Genomic DNA, 26,271 nt, shown 5'->3' on the forward strand with positions numbered 1-26,271 from the left:
AGGAGAAATGATGTATGCAAAAAAGAGTAGGACAATATTTAATGGATGCAATTCGCTCAGTTGGTGTTGATAAAGTATTTGGTGTACCTGGTGACTTTAATCTTACATTCTTAGACGATATTATCAATCGAGAAGATATGGAATGGATTGGTAACACAAATGAACTTAACGCAAGTTACGCAGCAGATGGTTATGCAAGAATCAAAGGCATTAGTGCAATGGTAACAACATTTGGTGTGGGAGAGCTAAGTGCGGTTAACGGTATTGCAGGTGCATATGCAGAACGTGTACCAGTCATAGCAATCACAGGCGCACCAACACGTGAAGTTGAACGTGCTGGTAAATATGTACATCATTCATTAGGTGAAGGCACATTTGATGATTATCGTAAAATGTACAAACATATCACAACAGCACAAGGATATATCACTCCAGAAAATGCACAAACTGAAATTCCTCGATTAATCAATGCAGCAATTAATGAAAAACGTCCCGTTCATATACATTTACCTATAGATGTAGCTGCTGTAGATATTGAAGTAGAAACACCATACCAATATACTGCACCAGCCAAACAAGATGTTGACAGTTATATAGAAATAATAGAAAACAAATTAAAAAATGCAAAGCAACCTTTAATTATAGCTGGACATGAAATCAATAGTTTTGCGTTGCATGATAAACTAGAACAATTTGTTAACCAAACACATATACCAGTTGCTCAATTGTCCTTAGGTAAAGGGGCTTTCAATGAAGAGAATCAATATTATATGGGTATTTATGATGGAAAGATTGCAGATGAACAAATTAAAGCTTATGTAGATCAAAGTGATGTCATTTTAAATATCGGAGCAAAACTTACAGATTCTGCTACTGCTGGATTTTCTTATGGATTTAATTTAGAAAATGTAATCATGATGAATCATCATTATTTTAAAGTTGACGAATTACGTGATGAAGAAGTAAAACTCGTAGATTTACTAGATAGTTTGTTGAATATTGATTATACAGCTGATGTGAATTATCCACGTTATCAAGTAACTAACGAAACGGTTGAATTAAGTGATGAACCATTAAAACAGTCAACATATTTCAAATTAATGCAGCAATTTATTCAGCCTCAAGACGTTATACTTGCTGAACAAGGCACGTCATTCTTTGGTGCTTATGATTTACTTTTCTCTAAAGATAATACATTTATAGGACAACCATTATGGGGATCAATCGGTTATACTTTACCTGCGACTTTAGGAACACAAATTGCGGACAAACAACGTAGAAACGTGCTGTTGATTGGTGATGGTTCACTTCAACTAACTGTTCAAGCATTATCAACAATCATACGTGAGGCATTAAAACCGGTTATTTTTGTCATCAATAACGATGGATATACAGTGGAACGTAAAATTCACGGTGAAACTGCACTGTACAACGATATTAAAATGTGGAACTACAAGCAGTTACCGTTCGTGTTTGGTATGAAGGAAACAGACGTTCAAATACATGATGTTACAACAAGTAATACGTTGGCAACGGCATTAGACGAAATTAATCAAAACCCTAACATAATGCATTTTGTAGAAGTTCACATGGATGTACATGATGCACCAGAAAAATTAGATGCTATAGGTAAGGCTTTTGCCCAACAAAATGGGTGATGATTGGAATTTTTTAAAAAACAGCGATATTCGTTTACAATGAAATTGAGAAGTTAGGTTAACTATTGACTCAAATAAAGTTATTATCAATAACGTCAAAGCAAAGGAGAGATTGTCATGACAGTAAATATAAAAGATTATGTTGATGAGAATTACGGATTGTTAATTGATGGTGAATTTGTAAAAAGTAATAGTGGAGAAACATTAGAAGTTGTTAACCCAGCCACAGGGGAGATACTCTCAAATATTTCCAAAGCTGACGAAACGGATATCGACAAAGCTGTATCATCAGCCCAAAGCGCCTTCGAATCATGGAGTTTAACTTCTAAAACGGAGCGTGCGGATTTATTAAGAAAAATTAGTGAAAAATTGATGGCAAATAAAGATAAGCTTGCAACAGTGGAAACGTTGAATAATGGTAAACCGATTCGTGAAACCTCAACAATTGATATACCGTACGCTGCAAGACATTTTAACTATTTTGCAAGTGTTATTGAAACACATGAAGGTTCAGTGAATGATATTGATAAAGATACTATGAGTATCGTACGGCATGAACCTATTGGCGTTGTAGGTGCTGTAGTAGCTTGGAATTTCCCAATGCTCTTAGCAGCATGGAAAATTGCACCAGCCATTGCGGCAGGGAATACAATTGTTATTCAACCATCATCTTCAACGCCGTTAAGCTTATTAGAAGCAGGTAAGATTTTTCAAGAAGTATTGCCACAAGGTGTGGTTAATATCGTAACTGGTAAAGGTTCAGAATCAGGTAATGCTATTTTTAATCATGAAGGTGTAGATAAATTATCATTTACAGGTTCAACAGATGTCGGCTATCAAGTTGCTGATGCAGGTGCAAAACGTATTGTCCCTGCTACTTTAGAACTTGGTGGTAAAAGTGCAAATATTATTCTAGATGATGCAAATTTAGACTTAGCTGTTGAAGGTATCCAACTCGGTATATTATTTAATCAAGGTGAAGTATGTAGTGCAGGCTCACGTTTATTAGTCCAAGAAGGTATATACGACGCGTTAATTTCTAGATTAAAAGAGGCATTTTCAAATATTAAGGTTGGAGATCCATTAGATGCGCACACGCAAATGGGTAGCCAAACGAGCGATGAGCAGATGAATAAAATATTGTCTTATATTGATTATGCTGAACAATCTAATGCTGAGGTACTAACTGGAGGTAAACGTATTGTCGCAAATGGATTAGATAAAGGTTACTTTATAGAACCAACACTTATTGCGGTTAGCGATAATAATAATAAGTTGGCCCAAGAAGAAATCTTTGGTCCTGTTTTAACAGTAATCAAAGTAAAAGATGATCAAGAAGCGATTAAAATTGCTAATGATTCTGACTATGGCTTAGCGGGTGGCGTATTCTCACAAGATATTACACGCGCACTGAATATTGCTAAAGCAGTCAGAACAGGAAGAATTTGGATAAATACGTATAACCAAGTGCCAGAAGGTGCACCATTTGGTGGTTATAAAAAATCTGGTATTGGTCGTGAAACGTATAAAGAAGCATTGAGTAATTATCAACAAGTTAAAAATATATTTATCGATACAAGTAATGAATTAAAAGGCTTATATTAAGTGTTTTTCTATAAATTTTGTGAAAATGATGATAAAAAGCAGCCGCAAAAATTAGAACTCTAATTTTCGCGGCTGCTTTTTAAAACGGTACATATGCTTTAAGAATCATGGTTCTTATATCGTGGAAGTCTTAAGTCTCATTTTCATGATCTACTTCCTTATAATTTACTGCATCATAATTTGTTTCAAGTTTACGCAATTCATCTCGAGTTTCTTTCTTTAATCCTTCACCGTAATCCATCATTTTTACAATATCTTTAAAAGCAGCATAAGGAATTGCCAATTCATCTATATCTTCCAAGGTTATATGCAAATCAATGTCTTCTGGTCTTTGTTCTTTTAATTTGGTAACAAAGTCTGGTTCAGTTACAAATGGTGATGACATGCCCACCATATCTGCATTTTGTAAGGCGTCTAAAGCGCTATCCGGAGAATTAATCCCACCACTAGCAATGAGCGGAATGCGTCCGTTAAGATATTGATAAACGACTGCATTGACATATTCTCCGTTATATTTTCCTTCAGAACGTACTTTGTTTTGATAGATTTGACGTCCCCAACTTGCAATCGCTAAATATTGAATATTGGCAGTTTCTAGCACCCAGTCTAAGTGACGGTTAAACTCATCAACAGTGTAACCTACATCACTACCTCGTGTTTCTTCGGGCGTGGCACGGTAACCTAAAATAAATTGTGGGGGTGCTTCTTGATTAATAACATTCTGAACAGCTTTTAATATTTCTAATTCAAAGCGTGATCTATTCTCTAAATTTTGACTTCCGTATGCATCAGTCCTTAAATTTGAGAAAGTTGAGAAAAATGTTTGAATTAATAGGCGTTGTGCAGCTGAAATTTCAACACCGTCAAATCCAGCTTTAATTGCGCGTGAGGTTGCATCTGCGTATTGTTGTATTACGGATTTGATTTTGTCTGTAGTCATAGATAAAACTTCATGCTTAATTGGTGAATTTAAGGTCATTGCACTTGGTCCGTACACCTGACCAAAGTTTAAAATTGCTTGATTTGAAAAACGGCCAGCATGCGTAAGTTGTAGTATTGCTTTGTTTCCGTCTTGTTTCATGGCTTTGGCTAAAGTAGTTAAGCCAGGAATACAACTATCATCAGTAATGCTAAAACCATATTCAAATAATTGTCCATAAGGTTCAATATAAGCGGCGCCAGTAACTTGAAGTGGTGCTGAATGTGCACGACGTCGTGCATAGTTAATATCTGCCTCTGTGATATGTCCGTCCTGTGTAGAAGAATTAGTTGTCATTGGAGATAAAACAAAACGGTTGTTTAAGACAATACCATTTGGCAAAGTGAGTGGCTTTAATAAAGTATTGTAATTCATATTCATAATTATAACCTCTATCTTCGTTGTTATTATTAATTTTAAAGTAACACTTAAATATAAAAGGGTCAAAACTAGGAAAAGTAAAAAAATTTTTAAGCAAAATCTAACAAAAATTCTCTATATCCGTTATCCTATAAGGTGTAGACAATTTAAAGTGGACGTATCGTATGTTGAATGATGCAAAGTGTATAGTAGTACTGCGTTGCATTTATCTTAACTGAAAGTTATAAGATACTCAAATATACTCGCTTTAAGTGCAATCGTTAACAAAGCATATTGTATGATGTATGATTGGTGGAGGTGGTAGTTCACGTGGTTCAATTTAATGTGTTAGATTACGCTGTGATTGATGAAGGCAAATCTGCCGAAGAAGCTTTACAAGATACTGTTCATTTAGCACAATTAGCTGACAAACTCGGCTATAAACGATTTTGGCTAACAGAACATCATAATGTACCAGCATTTGCATGTAGTAGTCCTGAATTATTAATGATGCAAATACTGAATAAAACACAGAACATTGCTCTGGGGTCTGGTGGGGTAATGTTACCTCATTACAGCCCGTATAAAGTTGCCGAAAACTTTCGTATGTTAGCAGCACTTCATCCTGAACGTGTCGATTTAGGTATAGGCAATAATGCAGGTACTGCTCAAGTGAAAGCAGCGATGAATGAAACAAAATCACATTTTTTAGACTACGGGCAGTCTATTGAAGATGTGAGACATTATTTAACAGAGCAACAGACGCAGCAACGGCATCATCGCGTTGTAGCACAACCAAGTACGACATTTATTCCAAGTATGTGGTTGCTCAGTACCAGTGTAGCATCAGCTAAAAAGGCAGGTGCTCAAGGTATGGGGTACACATTAGGTACTTTTCTATTACCTAATGCGAAAGCAATAGATAAAGCAAAAGATAGTGTGAAAATGTATAGAGACGCATTTCAACCATCGTCATTAAATATGGTGCCATCTGTGATGATTACTGTCTTTATTGCATTGGCTGATTCAGCAGAAGAAGCGGAAACTTTAGCCCAAAGTTTAGATATATGGTTATTAGGCAAAGAACAATTTGCTGAGTTTGAGCGTATGCCCTCTCCTGAAACAGCACAATCTTATCATTGTACAGAGAAAGATGAGCGACAAATCGCTCAAAGTCGTGCACGTATCATTGTAGGCACAAAAGAAAGTGCGAAGCCACAAATCGATCGTATGATTCAAGATTTTAATGCAGATGAAGTCATGGTGGTACCTTTGATACCGAGTATTGAAGCACGTTGTCGAGCTGTTGAATTGCTTGCAGAAATATATTTATAAAATATTAATGAAGGGAAGTATTTATGATGAAAAAATTAGCGAATTATTTATGGGTAGAAAAAGTAGGAGCACAATATGTTTATAGTATGACACCAGAGTTACAAGACGATATAGGTACCGTTGGTTACGTGGAATTTATAGGGGACGATGAAGTAAAAGTAGATGATGAAATCGTAAGTATTGAAGCTTCTAAAACAGTCTTAGATGTTCAATCTCCATTAGCTGGTACAATTGTAGAACGAAATACAAAAGCAGAAGATGAACCAACAATTTTGAATTCAGAAAAACCTGAAGAGAACTGGTTAGTTAAATTAGAAAATGTTGATGAAGCAGCATTTAACGCTCTACCAGAGGCATAATTTATGCAACAACAAGAACGCTTAGCTTATTTAATTGAATATTTATGGCGTGAAGCACACGGTGAAGCAACTTTAAATTTGCCAGAAGATGAAGCAACGCGTTGGGAAATGTATAGAGGGCTAACAAATGTAAGAGCACCCCAACCCATTGCTGACACTTATTTAGACGTGCAAGATGCATATTTACAAGCGATGAATCGTCAACATGTTACGCATATTGATACATTGTCGCCAATGATTGGTGACGATGTATTTTTATGGCAAGGAGATATCACTCAACTCAAAGTAGATGGGATTGTGAATGCAGCAAACAGCCAATTACTAGGTTGTTTTGAAGCCAATCATAATTGTATTGATAACATCATTCATACTAAAGCCGGGGTACAGCTACGTTTGGCATGTCATGAAATCATGGAAGCACAAGGGAAAAAAGAAGGTATAGGAAAAGCTAAAATAACATCAGGATATAATTTGCCAGCCCAATATGTAATTCATACAGTAGGGCCGCAAGTTCGCAAATTGCCAGTATCTGAGATGAATAAAGATTTGTTGGCGCGCGCATATCGAAGTTGTTTAGAAATTGCAAAACAACATTCACTAAAAAGTATAGCGTTTTGCTGTATTTCTACAGGTGTGTTTGGCTTCCCACAAGCAGAAGCTGCAAAAATAGCCATTAACACCGTATTAAATTATAAAAAAGAGTATCATTTGGATGATATAAAGATAGTTTTTAATGTGTTCACTGATACCGATGCACAATTATACAAGGAGGAGCTAAAACGTTATGACTGAACCAACATGGCGTGTCATGTCAGCAAATCAAAGTTGCCAATCTGACGTATTAGCACAAGCTATAGATGAAGCGGATGCAATAGTTGTTGGCATAGGGGCAGGTATGTCTGCATCAGATGGGTTTACGTATATAGGAAAAAGATTTACTCAAAATTTTCCGGATTTCATAGAAAAATACGGATTTTTTGATATGTTACAAGCAAGTCTGCATACATTTGAAAGTTGGCAAGAATACTGGGCATTTCAAAGTAGATTTGTTGCATTGAATTATTTAGATCAACCAGTAGGTGCATCTTATGTTGCGCTAAAAGAAATACTAAAAAACAAAGCGCATCATATTATTACTACTAATGCAGATAATGCGTTTGCAGTAGCAGGATATGATTTGAACAAAGTGTTTCATATTCAAGGTGAATATATCCTATGGCAGTGTAGTCAACATTGTCATCCCCAAACCTACCGAGACGATGAGGCAATCCGTCAAATGATTCAAGCGCAATCAAATATGGAAGTACCGCGTGAACTCGTGCCACACTGCCCTAAGTGTGATGCACCTATGGAAATTAATAAGCGAAAAGCACAAGTCGGTATGGTAGAAGATGCAGATTTTGAGGCACAATTATCTCGTTACAATCAGTTTCTTGAAAATCATAAGACAGGCAAAGTCTTATATTTAGAAATTGGTATTGGTTATACTACACCGCAATTTGTGAAGCATCCTTTTCAACGTATGACAAGGCAAAATCCTGATGCATTATTTATGACATTAAATAAAAAAGCATATAGAATTCCTCAAAATATACGCGAAAGAACGATACATTTAACGGACGATATTTCGACATTAATTTTAGAAGCAAATAATAAATTAACAAAGTAGGAGAAAACTATGTATTTAATTGAACCGATTCGTAACGGTGAATATATAACAGATGGTGCAGTTAATACTGCAATGCAAGTCTATGTTAGTCAAAATATATTTTTAGATGATGATATTTTATTACCTTATTATTGTGATCCAAAAGTGGAAATAGGTCGTTTTCAAAACACAGCAGTAGAGATTAACCAAGATTATGTAGATGAACATGGTATACAAGTGATGCGTCGTGAAACAGGAGGTGGCGCAGTTTATGTGGATCGTGGTGCTGTGAATATGTGCTGTCTTTTACAGAATGATCATTCGATATATGGTGATTTTCAAAAGTTTTATGAGCCAGCAATTATGGCGTTACATAATTTAGGTGCTACCGAAGTCATTCAAAGTGGACGTAATGATTTAGAGATTAATGGAAAGAAAATTTCTGGCGCTGCTATGACTTTAATCAATGGACGTATCTATGGAGGTTACTCACTTTTATTAGATGTTGATTACGAAGCAATGATTAAAGTTTTAAAGCCGAATCGTAAAAAAATTGAATCTAAAGGAATTAAATCTGTTAGATCGAGAGTTGGAGCTATTCGCGAACATTTAGCAAATGAATATCAAAATATTACAATACATGAGTTTAAAGACTTAATGATTAAACAATTATTGGGCTTAGACGATATCAATGACGTTAAACGTTATGAATTAAGTGAAGCGGACTGGCGTGCGATAGATGAAATGGTGACAAATAAATATAAGAATTGGGAATGGAACTATGGACGTTCCCCGCGCTATGAATATAATAGAGATGCGAAATTAGCGGCAGGTACCATTGATATTACACTAGCTGTTGAACATGGTCGCATCAAGGCATGTCGTATTTATGGTGATTTTTTTGGTCAAGGTGATATTAGAGAAGTTGAAAAGCAACTTATCGGTGTTCGAGTTGTTAAAGCAGATTTGTTTGATGCTTTAAGTAAAATGGATATTCCTTACTATTTCGGTAAAACGTCAGCAGAAGAACTTGTTGATTTAATTTTAAGTTAATACTAAAAGGAAACATTAGCTGAAAGCAATGTAGCAGTACATGACTTATATACGAGCAGTTATTTCTTGGGAAATAGCAAAAAAAAGGATTAAAGAGTTGTTAGCTAAACATATAAAATTGTCGTGAAATATTCAAATGTAACGATAGAAAAGATGATGAAATGAACAAATAAACTGTGACGTATTATGTTTTATAAGGTTGGACAGGTAAATGCCACAGCCATTAATATCGTTATAGATGATTTAATTTTATGATTCAAAAATTGTAGATATTTCATTATAGACAATAAATTTTTATGATAAAAAAGGGGAAATTTATGAATATAGGTATAGTTGGAGCCGGAAAAATTGTAAAAGAAGCATTGCCAGTGATGTCAGAGATACCAGAAATTCATATACAAAGCATAGTGACTACTGGACGTAATCCTGAGAATGTAGCTCAATTGCAAAAGCAATTTGATATTAAGCAAGTCTTTGAAGATTTTCAAGCGTTTATAGAAGATGAAAAGATAGACACTGTTTATTTGGCTGTTCCCAATCATCTTCATTTTGATTACGCACGTAAAGCTATAGCAAAAAATAAGCATGTGATTTGTGAAAAACCTTTTACATTAACCACAGAGGAGCTTATCATACTTAAAGATTTAGCAGAGCAACAAAAGGTGATTATTATTGAAGCGATTACCAATTTGTATTTAAGTAATTATGATGTACTTAAGCAAAGTATACCAGAAATTGGAAATTGGAAAATTGCTCAGTTCAACTATTCACAGTATTCCTCAAGATTTGATGATTTTAAAAATGACATTATTCAACCCGCATTTGATCCGAGTAAGGGTGGCGGTGCATTAATGGATATTAATGTTTACAATGTTCATTTAGCAGTAGGCTTATTTGGTAAACCTAATAAAGTGACATACTTTGCAAATATTGAAAAAAATATCGATACTTCTGGTATCTTACAATTAGAATATGAAGAGATGAAAGTAGTTTGTATTGGGGCTAAAGATTCTAGTTCTGATAATCAATCTTATATTCAAGGAGATAAAGCAACAATCAATCTTAAAGGTCCTACAAATGAGTTGAATGCATTCGAATTAAAATATCACACTGGTGGTACACAGTATTATCAGGTGAACGCACACAAGCATCGAATGTACGAAGAATTTGTGAAAATTGAAAAAGTAATTCGGGAACAAAACATTATATTTGCAACAAGACAATTAGAGCATAGTATTCATGTACTAGATGTGTTAGAGCAAGCATTAGCGAGTGCCAATTTAAGTATTGGGCCTTCAATTAAGTAAAAGTTGAGCACAACTGAATTGATAAAATTAAAAATAATAGCTTAAAAGACAGAAATAAGTCGTCAATCCTGTAATTGATAACTATTTCTGTCTTTTTTTATAAATAAAAGTTCGGAATTTACGTTGTTTAAAATATTAAAATGATATAATATGTGTAGTGTAATACTTATTTTTGATTTAAATGTTTTTGTCTTTGAATTGATTAAGGGAGAGGGAGATAATTCAATGAAGGTATGGAGATTTATAGTGATAGTAATTGTGACTGTATTAATGATGTCAGCTTGTAACAGTGGTTCTAACAATGAGAAAGAAACAAATGAAGGTAAAGAAAGTTCAAACAAATCAAAAAAGCATACATATAGTGATATTGATTATCCAAAAGATGGTGTGAAAGGTATCTATGTAACACCGGATTCAGCAAAAGGGGAAAATTTTGAAGAACTTATACAATTTATAAATGAAACAGAATTAAATGCCATGGTAATTGACGTTAAAGATGATGAAGGAAATATAACGATGGACTTTAAAAGTGACAATAAATTGATTAGTAGCAATACAGTGAATCGTGTTGACGTAAAAAAAATCATAAAAGCAATGGAAAAAAACAATATTTATCCAATTGCACGTATTGTTACATTTAAAGATTCTAGATTGTCTGAAGAAAAACCTGATTGGTCATTTAAAACGTCTGATGGTAATGTTTGGGAAAGTGAAGGTGGGGATAGTTTTTTAAATCCTTTTAATGATAAAGTGTGGAAATATAATATTGCAGTTGCAAAAGAAGCGGCTAAAGCAGGATTTAAAGAAGTTCAATTTGACTATGTTCGATTTCCTGAAGGATTTGAAAACAAAGATAAATCACTACAATATTCAAATGGAAAGTATAAAAATAGTGATTTAAACCATGTTGAGCAACGTGTAGATACGATTACTAATTTTTTGAAAACTGCACGTAAAGATTTAAAATCATATGATGTTCAAACATCTGCGGATGTTTTTGGTTACGCAGCTACGGTTAAAGAAACACCAGGTATTGGGCAAAGCTTCCCTAAAATCGCCAAAAATGTAGATGTCATTTCATCGATGATTTATCCTTCTCATTGGAGCCCAGGAGATTTTGGATTAGAAGCGCCAGATACAGAACCATATAAAACAGTGGATCGTTATCTTGATAAAGAAAAAGAAGCACTGCAAGGTATCGACCCTAAAAAGGTTAAATCTCGTCCATGGCTTCAAGATTTTACAGCCTCTTATTTAGGAGAAGGGCAGTATAAATCCTATGACAAAGCGGAAGTAACTGCACAAGTACAAGCGTTAAAAGATCATAATATTCATGAATTTTTATTATGGGATGCTTCTGCTGACTATACGAAAGGCGCCGATTACAATCCATCAAAATACACCAATCCAGATGCTCAAAAGCCAGAAAACGCTAAAAGTAATTAAACATATTAACTACTAAGATGAAGTAAGCCTATAACTGAAATTCTATAAATTTCAGTTATAGGCTTATTCTATTAGGACTTATGTGGCATAAAGTTTAAGAAATTCAGTCAAATTGTATATGTTTTTGAATCTCTTGATTAATATGATTGTATACATGTAAGAATGGTTTATTTGCTTGAATTGCAGCGTTTCTCACATCTTCAAATTCTGGTTTTGCTTTAATTATTTTTCCATTTAACATGGCTGTTTTTACTAAAATCGCTCCATAATTTGTATGAATTGTTTCGAATTGTCTATGGAGTACTTTACGATTAACCGTGTAACTTCTAATTCCTAATGTAGATGTATTTTTTAAAACATAGTCTTCGAAAAATTGTGCATTTTCTAATTTACAAATGACTGTGATTTGAGTGGCTGGTCTGCTTTTTTTCATGGTGATAGGTGTGAAGTATGCATCTAATGCACTGTCTTCTAAAACTTGTTCAAGAAAGTAACTTAACATCTCAGCAGACATGTCATCTATCTGACTTTCTATTACTTGGACTTGTGTTGGTGTATTGTCTTTAGTTTTAAATTGAATTGCTCTTAAAATGTTTGGAAAATCAAAGTCTTTGGTGCCACTTCCATAACCAATTTCTTCTATTGTGACAGAAGGTAAAGGACCAATTTTAGATGCTAATGCTTTAATAAAAGCTGCTCCGGTTGGCGTCGTTAATTCGCTATTAATATCAAAAGAAGCAAGCGGTATACCTTTTAAAATTTCTGCCGTTGCTGGTGCAGGCACAGGATATAATCCATGAGCGATATTTATTTTACCTCCACCTGTTGGAATTGGGGAAGCGTGTAACTCATCAATTTTCAAATTTTCTAAAGCAAGGCAACCGCCGATAATATCGATAATGGAATCCATAGCGCCTACTTCATGAAAATGTACTTCTTCAACGGACATCCCATGAATTTTAGCTTCTGCGTGAGCAATCGTATCAAAGACTTTTTGGCTTCGTACTTTAACTCTTGCGGGTAAATCACTATCCTGTATCATTTTTGTAATATCAGAAGCTGTTCTATGGTGTGTTGTTTCACTAAAATCAATATCTAGTTGTTTGGCTTGAATACCTTGCTTGGTTTGATTAGAAAAGTGCAATTTAAAATCATTAAGTGGCAACTTTTGTAAATGAGATTCAATGTAAGCTATATTTGCACCTAAGTCTACTAGAGAAGATAGCAACATGTCACCTGCAATACCCGCATGGCAATCTAAATATATTGTATTCGTCATATCATTCACTCCATCCCTTAATGTTGTTCCAACATATTGACAATCATAGCAGCGTTATAACCACCGCCAAAGCCATTATCAATATTAAGTACACTAGAACCAGGTGCACATGAATTGATCATTGATAATAATGTAGTGATACCATCTAGATTTGCACCATAACCAATACTTGTTGGTACCGCATAGACAGGATGGTCAACCAAGCCAGCAACTACACTTGCTAACGCGCCTTCCATGCCAGCTATTACTACAGATACATTGCAATTGCGAATATCATCAATATGAGTGAAAAGACGGTGGATACCAGAAACTCCAACATCGTAAAATCTTTTTACTGAGATTCCCATTACTTCTGCTGTTATAGCAGCTTCTTCCGCTACAGGAAGGTCAGACGTACCTGCACAAATAATAGCAGCTTGACGTTGTGTCTTGGTAATATGCTCTAAAGATGTACAAACGATTTGTGCTGTTGCATGATGTACCAATTGAGGATATGTTTCACAAATAAAATGGGCTTTTTCATTATTAACACGAGTAATTAAAATTGTTTCTTCGTGTAATATTAATGAGTGAATGATTTTCACTAGTTGTTGCTCAGTTTTACCTTCGCCAAATATTACTTCTGGAAATCCTTGTCGCTTTCTACGATGTAGGTCGATTTTTGCAAAACCTAATTCATCATATTGACTTAATTCTGATTTAGCCTCAGATATTGATAATTGATCTGATTTTACTGCTTGCAATAATGATTCGATGGAATCATATTTATCTGTCATAGTTAAACCACCTTTATACTATAGCGTTAAAATTAAGATTGTATGACCTCATTCATACTACCAGTGCGATAGCCTTCTAAATCAATTGTGACATAGTCAAAGCCAAGCTCTTTAAGTCGTAGTGAAATTTGGTCTTTATGTTGAATTATCGTAACAATATCTGTTTCATCAACTTCGATACGTGCTATGTTGTCGTGATAACGTACTCTCACGTTATTAATATCTAAATCTAAAATGAATTTTTCAGCTTCATTAACTTTATTAACTTTGTTGAAACTAAGTGGTTCACCATAAGGGATACGAGAAGCTAAGCTACAAAGTGCAGGCTTATCCCAAACCGGTAAGCCATTTGATTTGCTTAGTTCTCGTACTTCATCTTTATAAAGTTCAACTTCTTGTAAAACGCTTCTCACCCCGTATTCAGATCTCGCTTTAAGACCTGGTCGGAAATCTGAAATATCGTCCATAATCATGCCGTCTAACACATAATTGAATCCAAATGTTTTTCTTAATGCTTCTAGTTTTGCGTATAATAAACATTTGCTGTAATACCAACTGTCGGGTGTGTTTTTTATGATGTGTGGGTCTTTTAATTCTGCTATTTCCGTCTCTACGATATCTGCATTTAACGTGTTTCCAAGTTCTATAGCCTGATTAAATTCTTCGTTTCTAAATAATTCTGATTTAACTATCACTGCTTTTACATTATTGGTACCTAATACATCAATTGCTTTTTTCAGAACTAAGCTACTATCGACACCGCCTGAAAAAGCAATAACTACTGTCTCCATTTCTTTTAAAAGCATTTCAAGTTTAAATTCTTTATTCTGTAATTTAGTCATCATTTAAATTTCCTCCTTAAATATTTTTGGACGTATTGAAAATTATGATTCTACATACGGTATGGTAAGTGGGCCGAGTGGCATAACGCCAATAGTCATGTCTTTCCCATATTGTCGTTCTAAAGTTTTTAATGTTGCTTCAATATTTGAAACAGGATGTAACATAGCATCTTTTGCTTGTTGATCAGTTAATTTGGAATATAAATACACATTGGCAAAAGTTTGAATCACAGCTTGTTTTTGAACTTGCCACTGATCTAGCATGGCGAAGTTTGGATCATTAATCATTTTGACAAGTGCTTCTGGGGTGTCTGCCATTTTCAGTATTTCTGCATAATTACCATGATTTGGAAAACCATCGCTGCATTCAGATAACATGATAATACTGCCGCCTTCTTTAACCACTTTATGAGCAGCACTCATTCCTTTAACTGTTTGATATAAATTTTGGTCAAGTGGATAACCAGAATTAGATGCGATAACGACGTCAAAGCGATGGTCACATTTGAACATAGCGTGTTTTTTAGCATAAGCACATCCCAAATCATGTGCTTTATACAGTTCTCCAGCAAAGACTTCTGTAATTTCTTTTTCTTTGTTCAATGTTACATTGAGCATAAAGTCAGGTTTGCACATGGCATTAATTTCTCGAGTCATATCTTGTACTGGATTGTCTGTCATATTCCCCCAAGTAGAACGAATATCACCGATCATTTTGGCATTGTGAAATGTCATAATCGTTTCTATACCTGCAATACCAGGCATGATTCCTTTTGGTCCTCCTGAAAATCCAGCAAAGAAATGTGGTTCTATAAAGCCAGTTACAATTTTGAAATCAGAATCTACATAATCTTTGTTTAAATAAACATCACAGCCGTATTTACTATGGCCAACTTTTTTTAAAGTTTGCTTATCATTACAATGATTATGTACAATTCTAATATTGTTTACGATATCTTCACCTAACATTTGTATCAATTCATCTTTAGTTTGATCTCGATGTGTACCAGTACCATTAATGATAACAATATTTTCTAAAGGTACATGTGCAAGGCATTCTATAATAAGAGGTACAAGTATATGATTGGGTGTAGGGCGCGTGATATCACTAATAACGATTGAAACAGTCTGATTGGATTTTACTAAATCTTCCAGCGGATCCGAATTTATAGGATTCTTTAATGCATCACGTATGGCTTGTTTATCATTTTCGAGTGCAGGTATAGGTGTTGGCTCTATTAAGACGCAGTTTTCAGGTAATTCTATATTAAGGTTTGACTTTCCATATAATATTTCTGTATTCAAGGTCGATCTTCCTCCTTATATGAAGCGCTTTCATAAAAATGTGATTTTATTTCCGCATTAGAATGTGTTTGAGTCGATTGAGTAACATATTCCTTTGTTCCATATATTCCTTTACTTTTTTGATACCTATCAATCAATATGACTGCTATTGGACATAATATTGCTGTAGTAATAGCCGGAATTGAAATTTGTGCTGTGGCGATAGGTGCTACTTTCTCAATCATAGCATACTCACTTTGACTCAGATTACCATTTGCGAGCGCCGTAGAAGCAGCAGCAACTACTGCAGCAGGTGTAGATACTGCGTTACCTGCTGTAGATGATTCAGAAATTGGTGCAATTACACTCTTTTCTTTAAATATTTTAAAGGCAATGATACCAGTAAATGCGGTACAAATAAAGGTTAATACTGCTAACGTTAAGCCTCCTGATAATACGGAAAAATTAAAGAATTCAGCTAAATTCATACCAGCACCTAAAGAAAAGGCGAAAAAGGGGATGAGTATGGTTTCACCTGGACGTAAAAACTCTGATATTTTAGGGTCAAGATTGCCTAATATCATGCCTATACTTAAAGGTAAAAGCACAGAAATAAATGAAATGATTGGAAAGCTTGTACCAATAAATCCCAATGAAATCAAAGTTAACAATGGTCCGTCATTAATAGCAAGTATGGACAGGCCACCAACATCTGAACGATTCCCATAAGTACTTGTTAAAGCAGCATACATGCCACTATTACTATTTGTCATTGCTGCGATGACAGCTATTGTAGACAAACCGAATAGTCCACTCCAAGGGTCAAATAATGAGCCTAATAGGAGTCCTACTGCTAACCCAGAAAAATATTTCGTTGTTGTTAATAGCATACCTTTTTTTAAGGCCTTACCGCCAATTTTTAAATTCATTTGACTTCCTACACAAAATATAAAAAGTGCAATTAAGACAAGAGCACTATCTTTGAATAGTTCTTGTGAAAAACCCCCAATTTGAAGCATTTCGTAATATCCTTGTTCAGTTTTAGGTGCGCCCAGTGACTTAAGTAGGTTCATTATAGGAGTTAAATGTAATTGGTCAACGGTGTTTATTGTAGCGCCTAAAAGCAACGGGACTACCATCAATCCTCCAGGAATTTTTTCTATTGTATCTTTAATTCTCATAACTAACATCCCCTTAATATGTTATTGGTTATGGAAAAATGTTTTTACAATATTCTTGGTTGTTTGTTTTATCAATTTTTCCGACTTTGAAAATGTTTCTTCTAATGACATAGGTCCATTACTTAAACTAAATGCGCTGAGTATACCACTGTCTTTTAAGTCTTTTTCATCTACTTCTACTGATCCTCCTATAAAAATAACTGGTACATTATACTTTTCAGCACATTTTGCAATGCCAATTGGTGCTTTACCATAAAAAGATTGCTGATCGATTTTACCTTCTCCAGTAAGGATTAAGTCTGCTTGCTTTAAGTATTTCTCAAATTGTATATATTCCATAACTACCTGGATACCTTCTTTAAAGTAACTTGGGAAAAATGCTTTGAAAGCACCTCCTAAACCACCTGCTGCGCCAGCACCAGGTAAATCGTGTAGCCTTATGCCTGTAGTGTGTTCAACTAGATCAGCCCAATGAGTGAGGTTATCATCGAGTTGATGCATATTTTGTGCAGATGCACCTTTTTGTTTCCCAAAAATAAATGATGCGCCATTAGGTCCTACTAATGGATTTTGAACATCAGTCGCTATAATAAAATTACAATAAGCGATTCGAGGATCAAAATTCGATAAGTCAATTTGAGCTAAATTTTGTAGTTCTCCACCTCCAAAATGTATTGAATGATTTTGGTTATTCTTTAAATCTGCTCCTAAAGCTTGCAACATACCTGCGCCAGCGTCATTTGTAGCTGAACCACCAATCGCCAGGATGAAATTTTGATATCCGTGATTTAAAGCATGTAAAATTAGTTCGCCTGTACCATACGTTGTCGTATATAAAGGGTTTAATTCGTCTTGATCTAAATGCTTTAATCCTGAAGCTTCTGCCATTTCAATGACACAAGTATGATTATCTAAAATACCGTATTGAGCTGTTACTTTGTCACCAAGTGGTCCGGTTACACTGACTGTAGTAAACGAACCATTTGTTGCATTTATTAATGCTTCCATTGTTCCTTCGCCACCATCACCGATGGGTAAATCATGAATGGTAGATTCAGGGAAAACTTCTAATATAGAATCTTTCATATACTTGGTTACTTCGCTTGCCTTCATACTTCCTTTAAATGAATCAGGTGCTAATATGATTTCCATTGTGAATTTCTCCTTTTTAAGAAAGCGCTTTCTAAAATGTATTGTTCTAAGTTTAACGATTTTACTATTTTGGAAAAAGGGTTAAACTATACAAAAATAATATTTTAAATTTGTATATAAATAACAAGTGGTGAGATAAATGGATATATTGACTGAAGAAATGGCAACGTTAATCGTTAATGAAACAGCTAAAAGAACCAAAACTAACATTAATATTATGAATTTTAATGGAGTAATTATTGCGTCTTTCGATAAAAGACGTATCGGTACGCTACACGAAGGTGCTATAGAAGTGTTGAAACAAGAAAAAACCGTGGTAATTAACCAGAAAGACAGTTTACATCTTAAAGGTACGCAGGCAGGTATTAACTTACCTATTATTTTTCAAGATAATATAGTAGGTGTTATAGGTATTACAGGTAATCCTAGTCAAATTACGCATGTAGCAGATTTAGTTAAAATGTCTACAGAATTGTTACTTTATCAGAATTATTTTACATATGAATTGGAAGGGCAAATACGGAGTCAAGAATTATTTATAGAGGAGTTGTTAAAAAGTGAATCATCAAAATCCTTTATTCAATATTTAATGAAACAACTCAATATCGATTTATTAACCTATAGAAAATGTATTATTATCGATATTGAAAAGCAGATTTTTTCTAGAAATAGCATTGTACGTTCATTAACGAGTAGGATAGACGCCCGTTCATTTACAATTGCATTTACGAATTATAACCGTATTGTTATTCTTGCTACTGCTCAGTCAGTACAAGCTTTAGATAATAAAATCAATCATATATATCAAATATTTCAAAACTTAGAGCTTAACGTTCAAATGGCTTCAAGTCTTATGTTTAAAAGATTAAAAGATTTTAAAAATGCATATGAAGAGTGTGAGTTAGTGTTTATGTTGGCTGAAAATGGAAAGGTTGTAACCTCATTTGAAGATATAGAAGAAAAAACACTTTTATATCAAATTGATAAGAACATAAGAGAACGATTTAAAAAAAGAATATTAAGTGATGTGGGTCAACAGAGTATCGATACACTAAAAAGTTTCTTTGAAAATGATTTAAATATAACGCAAACTGCTAAAAAATTGTATATCCATAGAAATACTTTATTGTATAGGTTAGAAAAATGTGAAAAAGAAACAGGATTAAACCCAAAAAAATACTCTGATGCTGTTAAATTACAGATTGCAATATGGTGTTAGCGACGAAAGCAATAAAATCACTTCATTAGAAAGTTTAGTAAGAATAATAAAAAGGTTAGACACATAAAAAAACACTTTGAAGCAATCAAAGATCAATCATACATGTAATAGATGAGCTGCTAGCATGCAACGACATACAAATTTTAAAAATAATAGCAGTCTAAACGGATAATCATTTTAATATTTTAATTATGTCATACGATAAAAAATAAAAAGTCTTAAGCAATACGATGAACTCGTGTTGCTTAAGGCTTTTTATATGCTTTTTTTTAGCTCAGTAGGTTACGAAAGTGAATGATAAAGAGCAACCGTTAAAATTTTGGTTGTTTTTTATAAAGTAATATGACATACTCTATAATAATTAGTATGACATATTAAAAATTTGAGGTGAATCAGTATGACAAAATATATTTATGCATTTGATGAAGGCAATAAAGCCATGAAAGATTTATTAGGAGGTAAGGGAGCTAATTTAGCTGAAATGAAACGGTTAGGGTTACCTGTGCCGGACGGTTTTACGCTTACTACAAAGGCGTGTATTGAGTATTTAAAGCAAGGCGCTCACCTTTCAGATGAATTAGTTGGACAATTATATGAACAATTAGAAGCATTTTCACAACGCACTCAAAAATCATTTTCTTCTAAAGAATCCTTATTATTAGTTTCTGTAAGAAGTGGCGCAAAAATTTCCATGCCAGGCATGATGGATACCATTTTAAACTTGGGGTTGAATGATTTTAATGTTAAAACATTAGCAGAAAAAACAGATGATGCACGTTTTGCATATGACTGTTACCGTAGATTATTACAAATGTTTGGCGAAGTCGTATACGGCATACCGATGACTTCATTCGATACATATTTTAATCAATATAAAGCACAACACAATTACCAAAATGATGCAGATATTCCAGCTGAAGGTTTAGAAGAAATATGTGATCATTTTAAAAGTGTTTATTTGGAAGAAGTTTATAAACCATTCCCACAGGAGCCAATTGTACAATTAACAGAAGCAATTGAAGCAGTTTTTAAATCATGGGACAATGATCGCGCACGTGTATATCGTCAATTAAATGAAATACCACACGATATTGGCACTGCAGTTAATATTCAGGAGATGGTTTTTGGTAATAGTGGTGCACAAAGTGGGACAGGTGTTGCATTTACGCGTAATCCAGTAACTGGTGAAGCAAAATTGTTTGGTGAATATTTGTTGAATGCTCAAGGAGAAGATGTTGTCGCTGGTATTAGAACGCCAAAAGATATCAGCACATTAAAAGCACAAATGCCTCATGTTCATCAACAGTTTTTAGAAGTTTCTCAACAATTAGAAAAACACTATAAAGATATGCAAGATATTGAATTTACTATTGAAAATGAACAACTATATGTCTTACAAACGCGCAGTGGTAAACGAACTGCGAATGCAGCCATTCATATTGCAGTAGATTTAGTCGAAGAAGGTATTATTTCTAAAAATGAAGCAGTTATGAATGTAGAAGTAAAATCAATTGAGCAATTATTACATCCTAATTTTGATGATAAAGCACTTGAGAGAGCTACAGCTGTTTCGAAAATGGGACTTCCTGCTAGTCCGGGTGCAGCGAGTGGTGAAATCGTGTTTTCTGCTGAAACTGCAAAATTCAAAGCTGAACAGGGATATAAAGTAATATTGATGAGACCTGAAACCTCACCTGAAGATATTGAAGGTATGGTTGCAAGTGAAGCGATAGTTACCACACATGGTGGTATGACTTCCCATGCTGCAGTTGTAGCTAGAGGAATGGGTAAATGTTGTGTGACAGGATGTTCAGACGTTGAAATTAATGTTAAGGATAAAAAAGTAACATATCCTAACGGAACATTAAACGAAGGGGACATTATCTCAGTTGATGGCGCTAAAGGTGATATTTATTTAGGAGAAGTTGAAACGATTAAAGCTGAGAGAAGTAAGGCTTTTGAACAATTTATGCAATGGTCAGAAGAAATTGCAAGATTAGATGTTCGCATGAATGCAGAAACATCACAAGATATTCAAGCTGGCTACCAATTTGGTGCGAAAGGTATTGGTTTAGTTCGTACTGAGCATATGTTTTTTGGCCCTGAACGTTTGATTGAAATGAGACGTTTCATTTTATCTGATACACAAGATAAAAGAGTGAATGCTTTAAATAAAATTAAACAATATCAAAAAGAAGATTTTGAAACGATATTAAAGTTATCTGGAGAACGTCCGACGATTATCCGTTTATTAGATCCACCTTTACATGAATTTTTACCTAACTCAACAGAGGAAAAAAATAGTGTGGCAAGCCAACTCAACGTGTCTGTTGCAGAGTTAGACCATTATATGGAAAATTTAAATGAAGTTAATCCAATGTTAGGGCATCGTGGGTGTCGCTTGGCGATTACTTACCCTGAACTTTATATTATGCAAGCAGAAGCTATTATGGAAAGTGCATTGAAACTTAAAAAACAGGGCATTGATTGTCAACCTGAGATTATGATTCCGCTCGTATCAACTGTTTCAGAATTCACAACTTTAAAGACACAAGTTGTTGAATGCATTGAAGCCTTACAAGCTGAAATGGGAGTAAGTGTTCACTATATGATTGGAACGATGATTGAAACACCAAGAGCATGTCTAATCGCTGGAGATTTAGCACGAGAATGTGATTTCTTTAGTTTTGGCACAAATGATTTAACACAATTAACGTTTGGTTTCTCACGTGATGATGCTGGTAAATTTATTAGCGCTTATTCAGAGCAAGGCATATTAACAATAGACCCATTCCAAACACTTGATATAGATGGCGTTGGACAATTAATTAAGCAAGCGACAGAGCAAGCAAAAGCCACAAATCCAACGATAAAAATTGGCGTATGTGGAGAATTAGGCGGTGACCACAAATCAATTCAATACTTTAATCAACTAGATTTGGATTATGTATCATGTTCTCCATTTAGAGTGCCAGGAGCCTTATTATCAACGGCTCAAAGTGAAGTCGAAGGCGGTAGATTACGTGTTAAATGATAATGATAGACCACAGTTAACGCTATTCGTTGTATCTGATTCTATAGGTGAGACAGCACAGCGAATGATTCATGCGACCTTAACACAATTTCCAGATGTCACGCGTATAGAAATTAAAAAATTTCCTTTTATCAAAAATCAAGATGAATTACTCAATGTGCTTTCTTTGGCTAAGGCGCGTGGTGCAGTCGTTATAACGACTTTAGTTAATCCAGAATTTAACATAAAAGGTCAGGCATATGCTCAAGCGCAACAAATTCCATATGTTGATTATATGTCTGATTTAATTAGTATTATTCAAGAACATACGAATTGTTCACCCATCTTAGAAAGTGGTGCTTTGCGCAAGTTAGATGACAACTATTTTAAAAGAATTGAGGCAATGGAATATTCTGTAAAATATGATGACGGTAAACATTTTACGGATATAGGAGAAGCTGATGCTTTGATTTTAGGTGTTTCACGAACGTCAAAGACGCCTTTAAGTATGTATTTAGCAAACAAAGGTTATAAAATCGCTAATATCCCTTTAGTTCCAGAAGTGGATATTCCAGATGAGGTTTTTAGAAATAAAAATTTAAAGGTATTTGGTTTGACTGCGAGTCCTACCTATATCTTAAATATTCGTACTGAACGCGTGAAAGTATTAGGTTTACATGGACCTACAGATTATAATAGTGTCGATAGAATTAAAGAAGAACTAATGTATGCCGAAGAAATATTTGCTAAATTAAATGCTACAGTTATTAATACGGAATTCAAATCGATTGAAGAATCAGCATTTTATATTGAAAAGTTTTTATAAAGATGAAAAATTGTAATTACGTATGTGTGTTTCAAATCTAGATATCAAACTTGAATTGTCTAAATTTATGTTAAAAGGGTATGTTTGATAATAGAAAACGATATTTAAAAAGAGGGGATACTATGTTGAAATCGACAGTACCGTATTTGTTTTTTAACGGTCAATGTAAAGACGCTTTGGCATTTTATAGTAAGGTGTTGAACGGAGAGATTAAAGATACAATGACATACGGTGAAGCGAATGAAAGTGTTGCAGATGATCCTAATCGTATCATTCATGCCCAATTAGAAGTTGATGGTAACTTATTCATGCTGTCAGATATACCCAAAGATGATGATACAATGCTACAAGATAGAAATGTATATATTGTTTTAGAATTTGATAGTGAAGCGGCAGTCGAAGAAGCTTATGAACAATTGAAAGATGAAGGCAATGTTCAAATGGAGCTAGATACTATGTTTTGGGGAGCGAAATATGCCAAGTTGATTGATAAATATGATATCGGTTGGGATTTAAGTTACACATATCCACAATAACTTAAACTGCAATTGGAATAGAAATATTCACGCACATGTATCTTAATCTGTTCAAACATAAAAAGATGTTTATTAAGGTATAACAGTATATAATTAAAATAAATGCATTTTCATTTTTGAAGATAGCACCTCAAGTTGCATTGCTATTTACTGCGATAACTTGAGGGCTGTACTTTCGAATGGATTTGCATTTTTTATTTTAAATGGCACGTCGTACTTTATCTATTAAAATAACTAAAAATTGAAAGCAGCGTTTTTCACGCTGCTTTCAACATAAAATTAGGCCTTCATTTTTTATAAGTACGAATGATTTTGGATTTGGCTATCATATATATGATCAATCCTGTAATCATGGCAATGGTTGCAGTCGTTGGGATTTGAGAACTTAAAGCTGTGATTTTAGGAAGTTCTTGGTGTGTCACAAAGGGAATAAGGTAATTATTGATGTTGAAAATTATAAACATAATAAATGCAAATAGGATACTGCCGTTACGTGCTTTTTTGATATATTTTTGGTATTCATCTTTAGAATCGACATCAAATAGGTCTACTTTTTTATTGTGAAGTGCGCATGTGAGTATGATTGAAGCCACCATCAATCCAATCAATGCAATGATACTAACAAATGGTATTTGTTGAAAATACATAGAGATAAAACAATCTAGTGCGGAAATCATCAATGTTCCCCAAAATATCCAGACATATAGTTTGGCATAGAGATTTAATAATACTTGCCGTTCATATTCATCAGTAAATCTATAGTTTGGAATTAAGCGAAGTGTTTTTTCATTATTCAAGATGATTGGCCTCCTATTCTATTAATTTTATGCGCGAATCTTTGTTAACTGTAAAGATGACAATGAATATAAAGGGTATATAGGTACTTATATTTAATAAATAACTAAAATTCATTGGATTTCCTGCAAGTAGTGGTGCGGTGATTGTTGCAGTCCCTAACATATAAATTAGGGCTATAACCAAGAAAATAATCCTTTTATTTCGTGTTTCTTTTAGTAGTTTATAATATGTATGTCGCTGATGTACTTCAATTTCAATAGCATCTGCACCGAGACGATTCATGCTCATTCTACAGAATAGAATAATAATTAACAGGGCACCACCAACGGTAAATGGTGATAAAAATTCTCGCTCTATATCAAGGAAAATAGATAAATAAACAAGGGCAAGTAACGTATATAAAGCAATAATTGAAATTTTTGCTAATGTTTTATCAATTTCATGTCGTTGATATTCATCAGGTGTATCAATTAAACCGGCGAAGTTTTGATATAACCATTTATCTCTTTTCTTCATCGTTATGATCCTCCCAAAATAAATCGTTTAATGTAACATTTAATGATTGTGCAATATTGATACATAAATTTAATGATGGATTGTATTTATCATTTTCAATCATATTAATCGTTTGTCGTGAAACGCCTACGGAACGTGCAAGCGCAAGTTGAGATATTTGTTGTTGACTGCGAAAGTATTTAACTTTATTCAATTTAAATCATCACTTCTTTCTGATGTGTCAAATATATATGACATAACTTTTTTCGTCAAGATAATATAAAAAATAATAAATCTTTATATATTAAATAAAGCGCGATATATAAAATGTTTCTAAAAACAAGCGGGGTAGAAATCATTTGATAACATTTGATTTCTACCCCGTTTGGGATTGTATGTGATAGTTCAGCGTTGAATGTGTCATACCTTGGCAACAACATCACACCGTATTCATTTGGCGTTATTTTTAAGAAGGTTAATGACCATTTTGATGATGGTTTTTATTTATTTTTTGTTTATCGCAGTGAGATTATTAAATAATGTTGAGCGCAAATTTACTACGATTGCTATTATACTTGATAATGTATTGTGGCGGTAAGTATAACAACTTCATTATTTGGGTTATAGTAACCATGAGCTACATCACTATTAAAACGAAAAGCTTGGTTACTGCTAATTGTATAAGACGTTTGTTCGACTTCAATATTTAAAGTGCCTGAGTTAACAATAATAAACTCTTCAGATTGTATATGATGTGGATCAGAAATCATTTTACCACCTGGTTGAATTTCCATTTTAAACATTTCAAAGTGCTTTCTATCATCGTAAGGAAAATATGGAAAGATTTTAACTTTATCTTCAACAATAGGAATAATGTCAGATTCATCCACGAAGTTTATATGTTCCTGTCTTGTTGAGGTCAGTTGTGACAGAGGTAAATGAAGTCCATTGGCAATCTTCCATAATGTTGTAATTGTTGGATTAGATGCGCCTTTTTCAATTTGACTTAACATGTTTTTGCTAACGCCAGTTAGGTTAGCCATTTTATCTAAACTAAGCTGATGTTTATTACGATAAGTTGCTAAATTTTTGGCAATAATATTTTGAATATGATACACGT

General features: G+C 34.0%; 24 protein-coding genes. 13 read left to right on the plus strand and 11 right to left on the minus strand.

Annotated elements, in window-relative coordinates:
• Positions 1-14 precede the first annotated feature (14 nt).
• Complete coding sequence (locus KA814_RS00165; protein ID WP_064209144.1) at positions 15-1,658, plus strand: alpha-keto acid decarboxylase family protein; 1,644 nt, start codon at positions 15-17, stop codon at positions 1,656-1,658.
• 117 nt (positions 1,659-1,775) lie between these two features.
• Positions 1,776-3,263, plus strand: coding sequence for an aldehyde dehydrogenase family protein (locus tag KA814_RS00170; RefSeq protein WP_046206593.1), 1,488 nt, complete (start codon positions 1,776-1,778; stop codon positions 3,261-3,263).
• 130 nt (positions 3,264-3,393) lie between these two features.
• Here KA814_RS00170 and KA814_RS00175 read toward each other — a convergent pair whose 3' ends face one another.
• On the minus strand, positions 3,394-4,623 hold the full coding sequence (locus KA814_RS00175) for an NADH-dependent flavin oxidoreductase (RefSeq protein WP_210122634.1): 1,230 nt from the start codon (positions 4,621-4,623) through the stop codon (positions 3,394-3,396).
• Positions 4,624-4,932: 309 nt separating this feature from the next.
• Here KA814_RS00175 and KA814_RS00180 point away from each other — a divergent pair, with 309 nt between their 5' ends.
• From KA814_RS00180 to KA814_RS00210, 7 genes are all read left to right on the plus strand, one after another.
• Complete coding sequence (locus tag KA814_RS00180) at positions 4,933-5,937, plus strand: LLM class flavin-dependent oxidoreductase (protein ID WP_064209145.1); 1,005 nt, start codon at positions 4,933-4,935, stop codon at positions 5,935-5,937.
• A gap of 26 nt (positions 5,938-5,963) precedes the next feature.
• Complete coding sequence (locus KA814_RS00185) at positions 5,964-6,296, plus strand: glycine cleavage system H family protein (protein WP_046206596.1); 333 nt, start codon at positions 5,964-5,966, stop codon at positions 6,294-6,296.
• Positions 6,297-6,299: 3 nt separating this feature from the next.
• Positions 6,300-7,088 (plus strand): protein-ADP-ribose hydrolase, encoded by a 789-nt coding sequence (locus KA814_RS00190; RefSeq protein WP_064209146.1) that lies wholly within the window; start codon positions 6,300-6,302, stop codon positions 7,086-7,088.
• Positions 7,081-7,965 (plus strand): SIR2 family NAD-dependent protein deacylase, encoded by an 885-nt coding sequence (locus tag KA814_RS00195; RefSeq protein WP_046206598.1) that lies wholly within the window; start codon positions 7,081-7,083, stop codon positions 7,963-7,965. Before KA814_RS00190 ends, KA814_RS00195 begins: the two co-directional genes overlap by 8 nt.
• Positions 7,966-7,974: 9 nt before the next feature.
• Positions 7,975-8,997: a lipoate--protein ligase gene (gene lplA / locus KA814_RS00200; RefSeq protein ID WP_064209147.1), complete on the plus strand. Its 1,023-nt coding sequence runs from the start codon at positions 7,975-7,977 to the stop codon at positions 8,995-8,997.
• 317 nt (positions 8,998-9,314) lie between these two features.
• Entirely contained in the window at positions 9,315-10,304 is a 990-nt protein-coding gene (locus tag KA814_RS00205; RefSeq protein ID WP_064209148.1) for a Gfo/Idh/MocA family protein, read from the plus strand.
• A gap of 225 nt (positions 10,305-10,529) precedes the next feature.
• Positions 10,530-11,750, plus strand: a complete 1,221-nt coding sequence (locus KA814_RS00210; RefSeq protein WP_064209149.1) for a putative glycoside hydrolase — start codon at positions 10,530-10,532, stop codon at positions 11,748-11,750.
• Positions 11,751-11,853: 103 nt separating this feature from the next.
• Here the strand turns inward: KA814_RS00210 and larC are convergent, their stop codons facing one another.
• From larC to KA814_RS00240, 6 genes are read right to left on the minus strand one after another with little or no spacing between them, the layout of a single operon-like run.
• On the minus strand, positions 11,854-13,029 hold the full coding sequence (gene larC / locus KA814_RS00215) for a nickel pincer cofactor biosynthesis protein LarC (protein ID WP_210122635.1): 1,176 nt from the start codon (positions 13,027-13,029) through the stop codon (positions 11,854-11,856).
• A gap of 17 nt (positions 13,030-13,046) precedes the next feature.
• Positions 13,047-13,805, minus strand: coding sequence for a nickel pincer cofactor biosynthesis protein LarB (larB, locus tag KA814_RS00220; RefSeq protein WP_210122636.1), 759 nt, complete (start codon positions 13,803-13,805; stop codon positions 13,047-13,049).
• A 32-nt stretch (positions 13,806-13,837) separates the two neighbouring features.
• The gene (gene larE, locus KA814_RS00225; protein WP_046206963.1) at positions 13,838-14,647 is read right to left on the minus strand and encodes an ATP-dependent sacrificial sulfur transferase LarE; all 810 of its coding nucleotides are present in this window, start codon (positions 14,645-14,647) and stop codon (positions 13,838-13,840) included.
• Positions 14,648-14,689: 42 nt separating this feature from the next.
• Complete coding sequence (gene larA / locus KA814_RS00230; protein WP_046206604.1) at positions 14,690-15,952, minus strand: nickel-dependent lactate racemase; 1,263 nt, start codon at positions 15,950-15,952, stop codon at positions 14,690-14,692.
• Positions 15,949-17,112: a 2-keto-3-deoxygluconate permease gene (locus KA814_RS00235; RefSeq protein WP_064209150.1), complete on the minus strand. Its 1,164-nt coding sequence runs from the start codon at positions 17,110-17,112 to the stop codon at positions 15,949-15,951. Before KA814_RS00235 ends, larA begins: the two co-directional genes overlap by 4 nt.
• Positions 17,113-17,133: 21 nt before the next feature.
• Positions 17,134-18,264, minus strand: a complete 1,131-nt coding sequence (locus KA814_RS00240) for a glycerate kinase (RefSeq protein WP_064209151.1) — start codon at positions 18,262-18,264, stop codon at positions 17,134-17,136.
• 139 nt (positions 18,265-18,403) lie between these two features.
• On the opposite strand from KA814_RS00240, the gene KA814_RS00245 reads away from it, so the two are divergent.
• The 4 genes from KA814_RS00245 to KA814_RS00260 all read left to right on the plus strand — a co-directional run bounded on the left by KA814_RS00245 (position 18,404) and on the right by KA814_RS00260 (position 23,858).
• A complete protein-coding gene (locus KA814_RS00245; RefSeq protein ID WP_064209152.1) occupies positions 18,404-19,483 on the plus strand; it encodes a CdaR family transcriptional regulator in 1,080 nt (359 codons plus the stop codon).
• 397 nt (positions 19,484-19,880) lie between these two features.
• Positions 19,881-22,517 carry a pyruvate, phosphate dikinase gene (ppdK, locus tag KA814_RS00250; RefSeq protein ID WP_064209153.1) on the plus strand — a complete coding sequence of 879 codons (2,637 nt, stop codon included), beginning with the start codon at positions 19,881-19,883 and terminating at the stop codon, positions 22,515-22,517.
• On the plus strand, positions 22,507-23,322 hold the full coding sequence (locus KA814_RS00255) for a pyruvate, water dikinase regulatory protein (RefSeq protein WP_064209154.1): 816 nt from the start codon (positions 22,507-22,509) through the stop codon (positions 23,320-23,322). Before ppdK ends, KA814_RS00255 begins: the two co-directional genes overlap by 11 nt.
• Before the next feature lie 122 nt (positions 23,323-23,444).
• A complete protein-coding gene (locus KA814_RS00260; protein WP_064209155.1) occupies positions 23,445-23,858 on the plus strand; it encodes a VOC family protein in 414 nt (137 codons plus the stop codon).
• A 287-nt stretch (positions 23,859-24,145) separates the two neighbouring features.
• Here KA814_RS00260 and KA814_RS00265 read toward each other — a convergent pair whose 3' ends face one another.
• The 4 genes from KA814_RS00265 to KA814_RS00280 all read right to left on the minus strand — a co-directional run bounded on the left by KA814_RS00265 (position 24,146) and on the right by KA814_RS00280 (position 26,269).
• Positions 24,146-24,655 carry a DUF3278 domain-containing protein gene (locus KA814_RS00265; protein WP_064209156.1) on the minus strand — a complete coding sequence of 170 codons (510 nt, stop codon included), beginning with the start codon at positions 24,653-24,655 and terminating at the stop codon, positions 24,146-24,148.
• A gap of 13 nt (positions 24,656-24,668) precedes the next feature.
• Positions 24,669-25,172: a hypothetical protein gene (locus tag KA814_RS00270; RefSeq protein ID WP_046206611.1), complete on the minus strand. Its 504-nt coding sequence runs from the start codon at positions 25,170-25,172 to the stop codon at positions 24,669-24,671.
• Entirely contained in the window at positions 25,156-25,365 is a 210-nt protein-coding gene (locus tag KA814_RS00275; protein ID WP_046206612.1) for a helix-turn-helix transcriptional regulator, read from the minus strand. Before KA814_RS00275 ends, KA814_RS00270 begins: the two co-directional genes overlap by 17 nt.
• A 355-nt stretch (positions 25,366-25,720) precedes the next feature.
• Complete coding sequence (locus KA814_RS00280) at positions 25,721-26,269, minus strand: helix-turn-helix domain-containing protein (protein ID WP_064209157.1); 549 nt, start codon at positions 26,267-26,269, stop codon at positions 25,721-25,723.
• Positions 26,270-26,271: the final 2 nt, after the last annotated feature.

This window comes from Staphylococcus sp. GDY8P196P (genome assembly GCF_017891705.1).
Classification (GTDB): domain Bacteria; phylum Bacillota; class Bacilli; order Staphylococcales; family Staphylococcaceae; genus Staphylococcus; species Staphylococcus ureilyticus.

Coding starts and splice junctions, on each gene's coding strand:
- KA814_RS00165 (WP_064209144.1), top strand. CDS start 15: ATGCAAAAAAGAGTAGGACAATATTTAATGGATGCAATTCGCTCAGTT.
- KA814_RS00170 (WP_046206593.1), top strand. CDS start 1,776: ATGACAGTAAATATAAAAGATTATGTTGATGAGAATTACGGATTGTTA.
- KA814_RS00175 (WP_210122634.1), bottom strand. CDS start 4,623: ATGAATATGAATTACAATACTTTATTAAAGCCACTCACTTTGCCAAAT.
- KA814_RS00185 (WP_046206596.1), top strand. CDS start 5,964: ATGAAAAAATTAGCGAATTATTTATGGGTAGAAAAAGTAGGAGCACAA.
- KA814_RS00190 (WP_064209146.1), top strand. CDS start 6,300: ATGCAACAACAAGAACGCTTAGCTTATTTAATTGAATATTTATGGCGT.
- KA814_RS00195 (WP_046206598.1), top strand. CDS start 7,081: ATGACTGAACCAACATGGCGTGTCATGTCAGCAAATCAAAGTTGCCAA.
- lplA (WP_064209147.1), top strand. CDS start 7,975: ATGTATTTAATTGAACCGATTCGTAACGGTGAATATATAACAGATGGT.
- KA814_RS00205 (WP_064209148.1), top strand. CDS start 9,315: ATGAATATAGGTATAGTTGGAGCCGGAAAAATTGTAAAAGAAGCATTG.
- KA814_RS00210 (WP_064209149.1), top strand. CDS start 10,530: ATGAAGGTATGGAGATTTATAGTGATAGTAATTGTGACTGTATTAATG.
- larC (WP_210122635.1), bottom strand. CDS start 13,029: ATGACGAATACAATATATTTAGATTGCCATGCGGGTATTGCAGGTGAC.
- larB (WP_210122636.1), bottom strand. CDS start 13,805: ATGACAGATAAATATGATTCCATCGAATCATTATTGCAAGCAGTAAAA.
- larE (WP_046206963.1), bottom strand. CDS start 14,647: ATGACTAAATTACAGAATAAAGAATTTAAACTTGAAATGCTTTTAAAA.
- KA814_RS00235 (WP_064209150.1), bottom strand. CDS start 17,112: ATGAGAATTAAAGATACAATAGAAAAAATTCCTGGAGGATTGATGGTA.
- KA814_RS00240 (WP_064209151.1), bottom strand. CDS start 18,264: ATGGAAATCATATTAGCACCTGATTCATTTAAAGGAAGTATGAAGGCA.
- KA814_RS00245 (WP_064209152.1), top strand. CDS start 18,404: ATGGATATATTGACTGAAGAAATGGCAACGTTAATCGTTAATGAAACA.
- ppdK (WP_064209153.1), top strand. CDS start 19,881: ATGACAAAATATATTTATGCATTTGATGAAGGCAATAAAGCCATGAAA.
- KA814_RS00260 (WP_064209155.1), top strand. CDS start 23,445: ATGTTGAAATCGACAGTACCGTATTTGTTTTTTAACGGTCAATGTAAA.
- KA814_RS00270 (WP_046206611.1), bottom strand. CDS start 25,172: ATGAAGAAAAGAGATAAATGGTTATATCAAAACTTCGCCGGTTTAATT.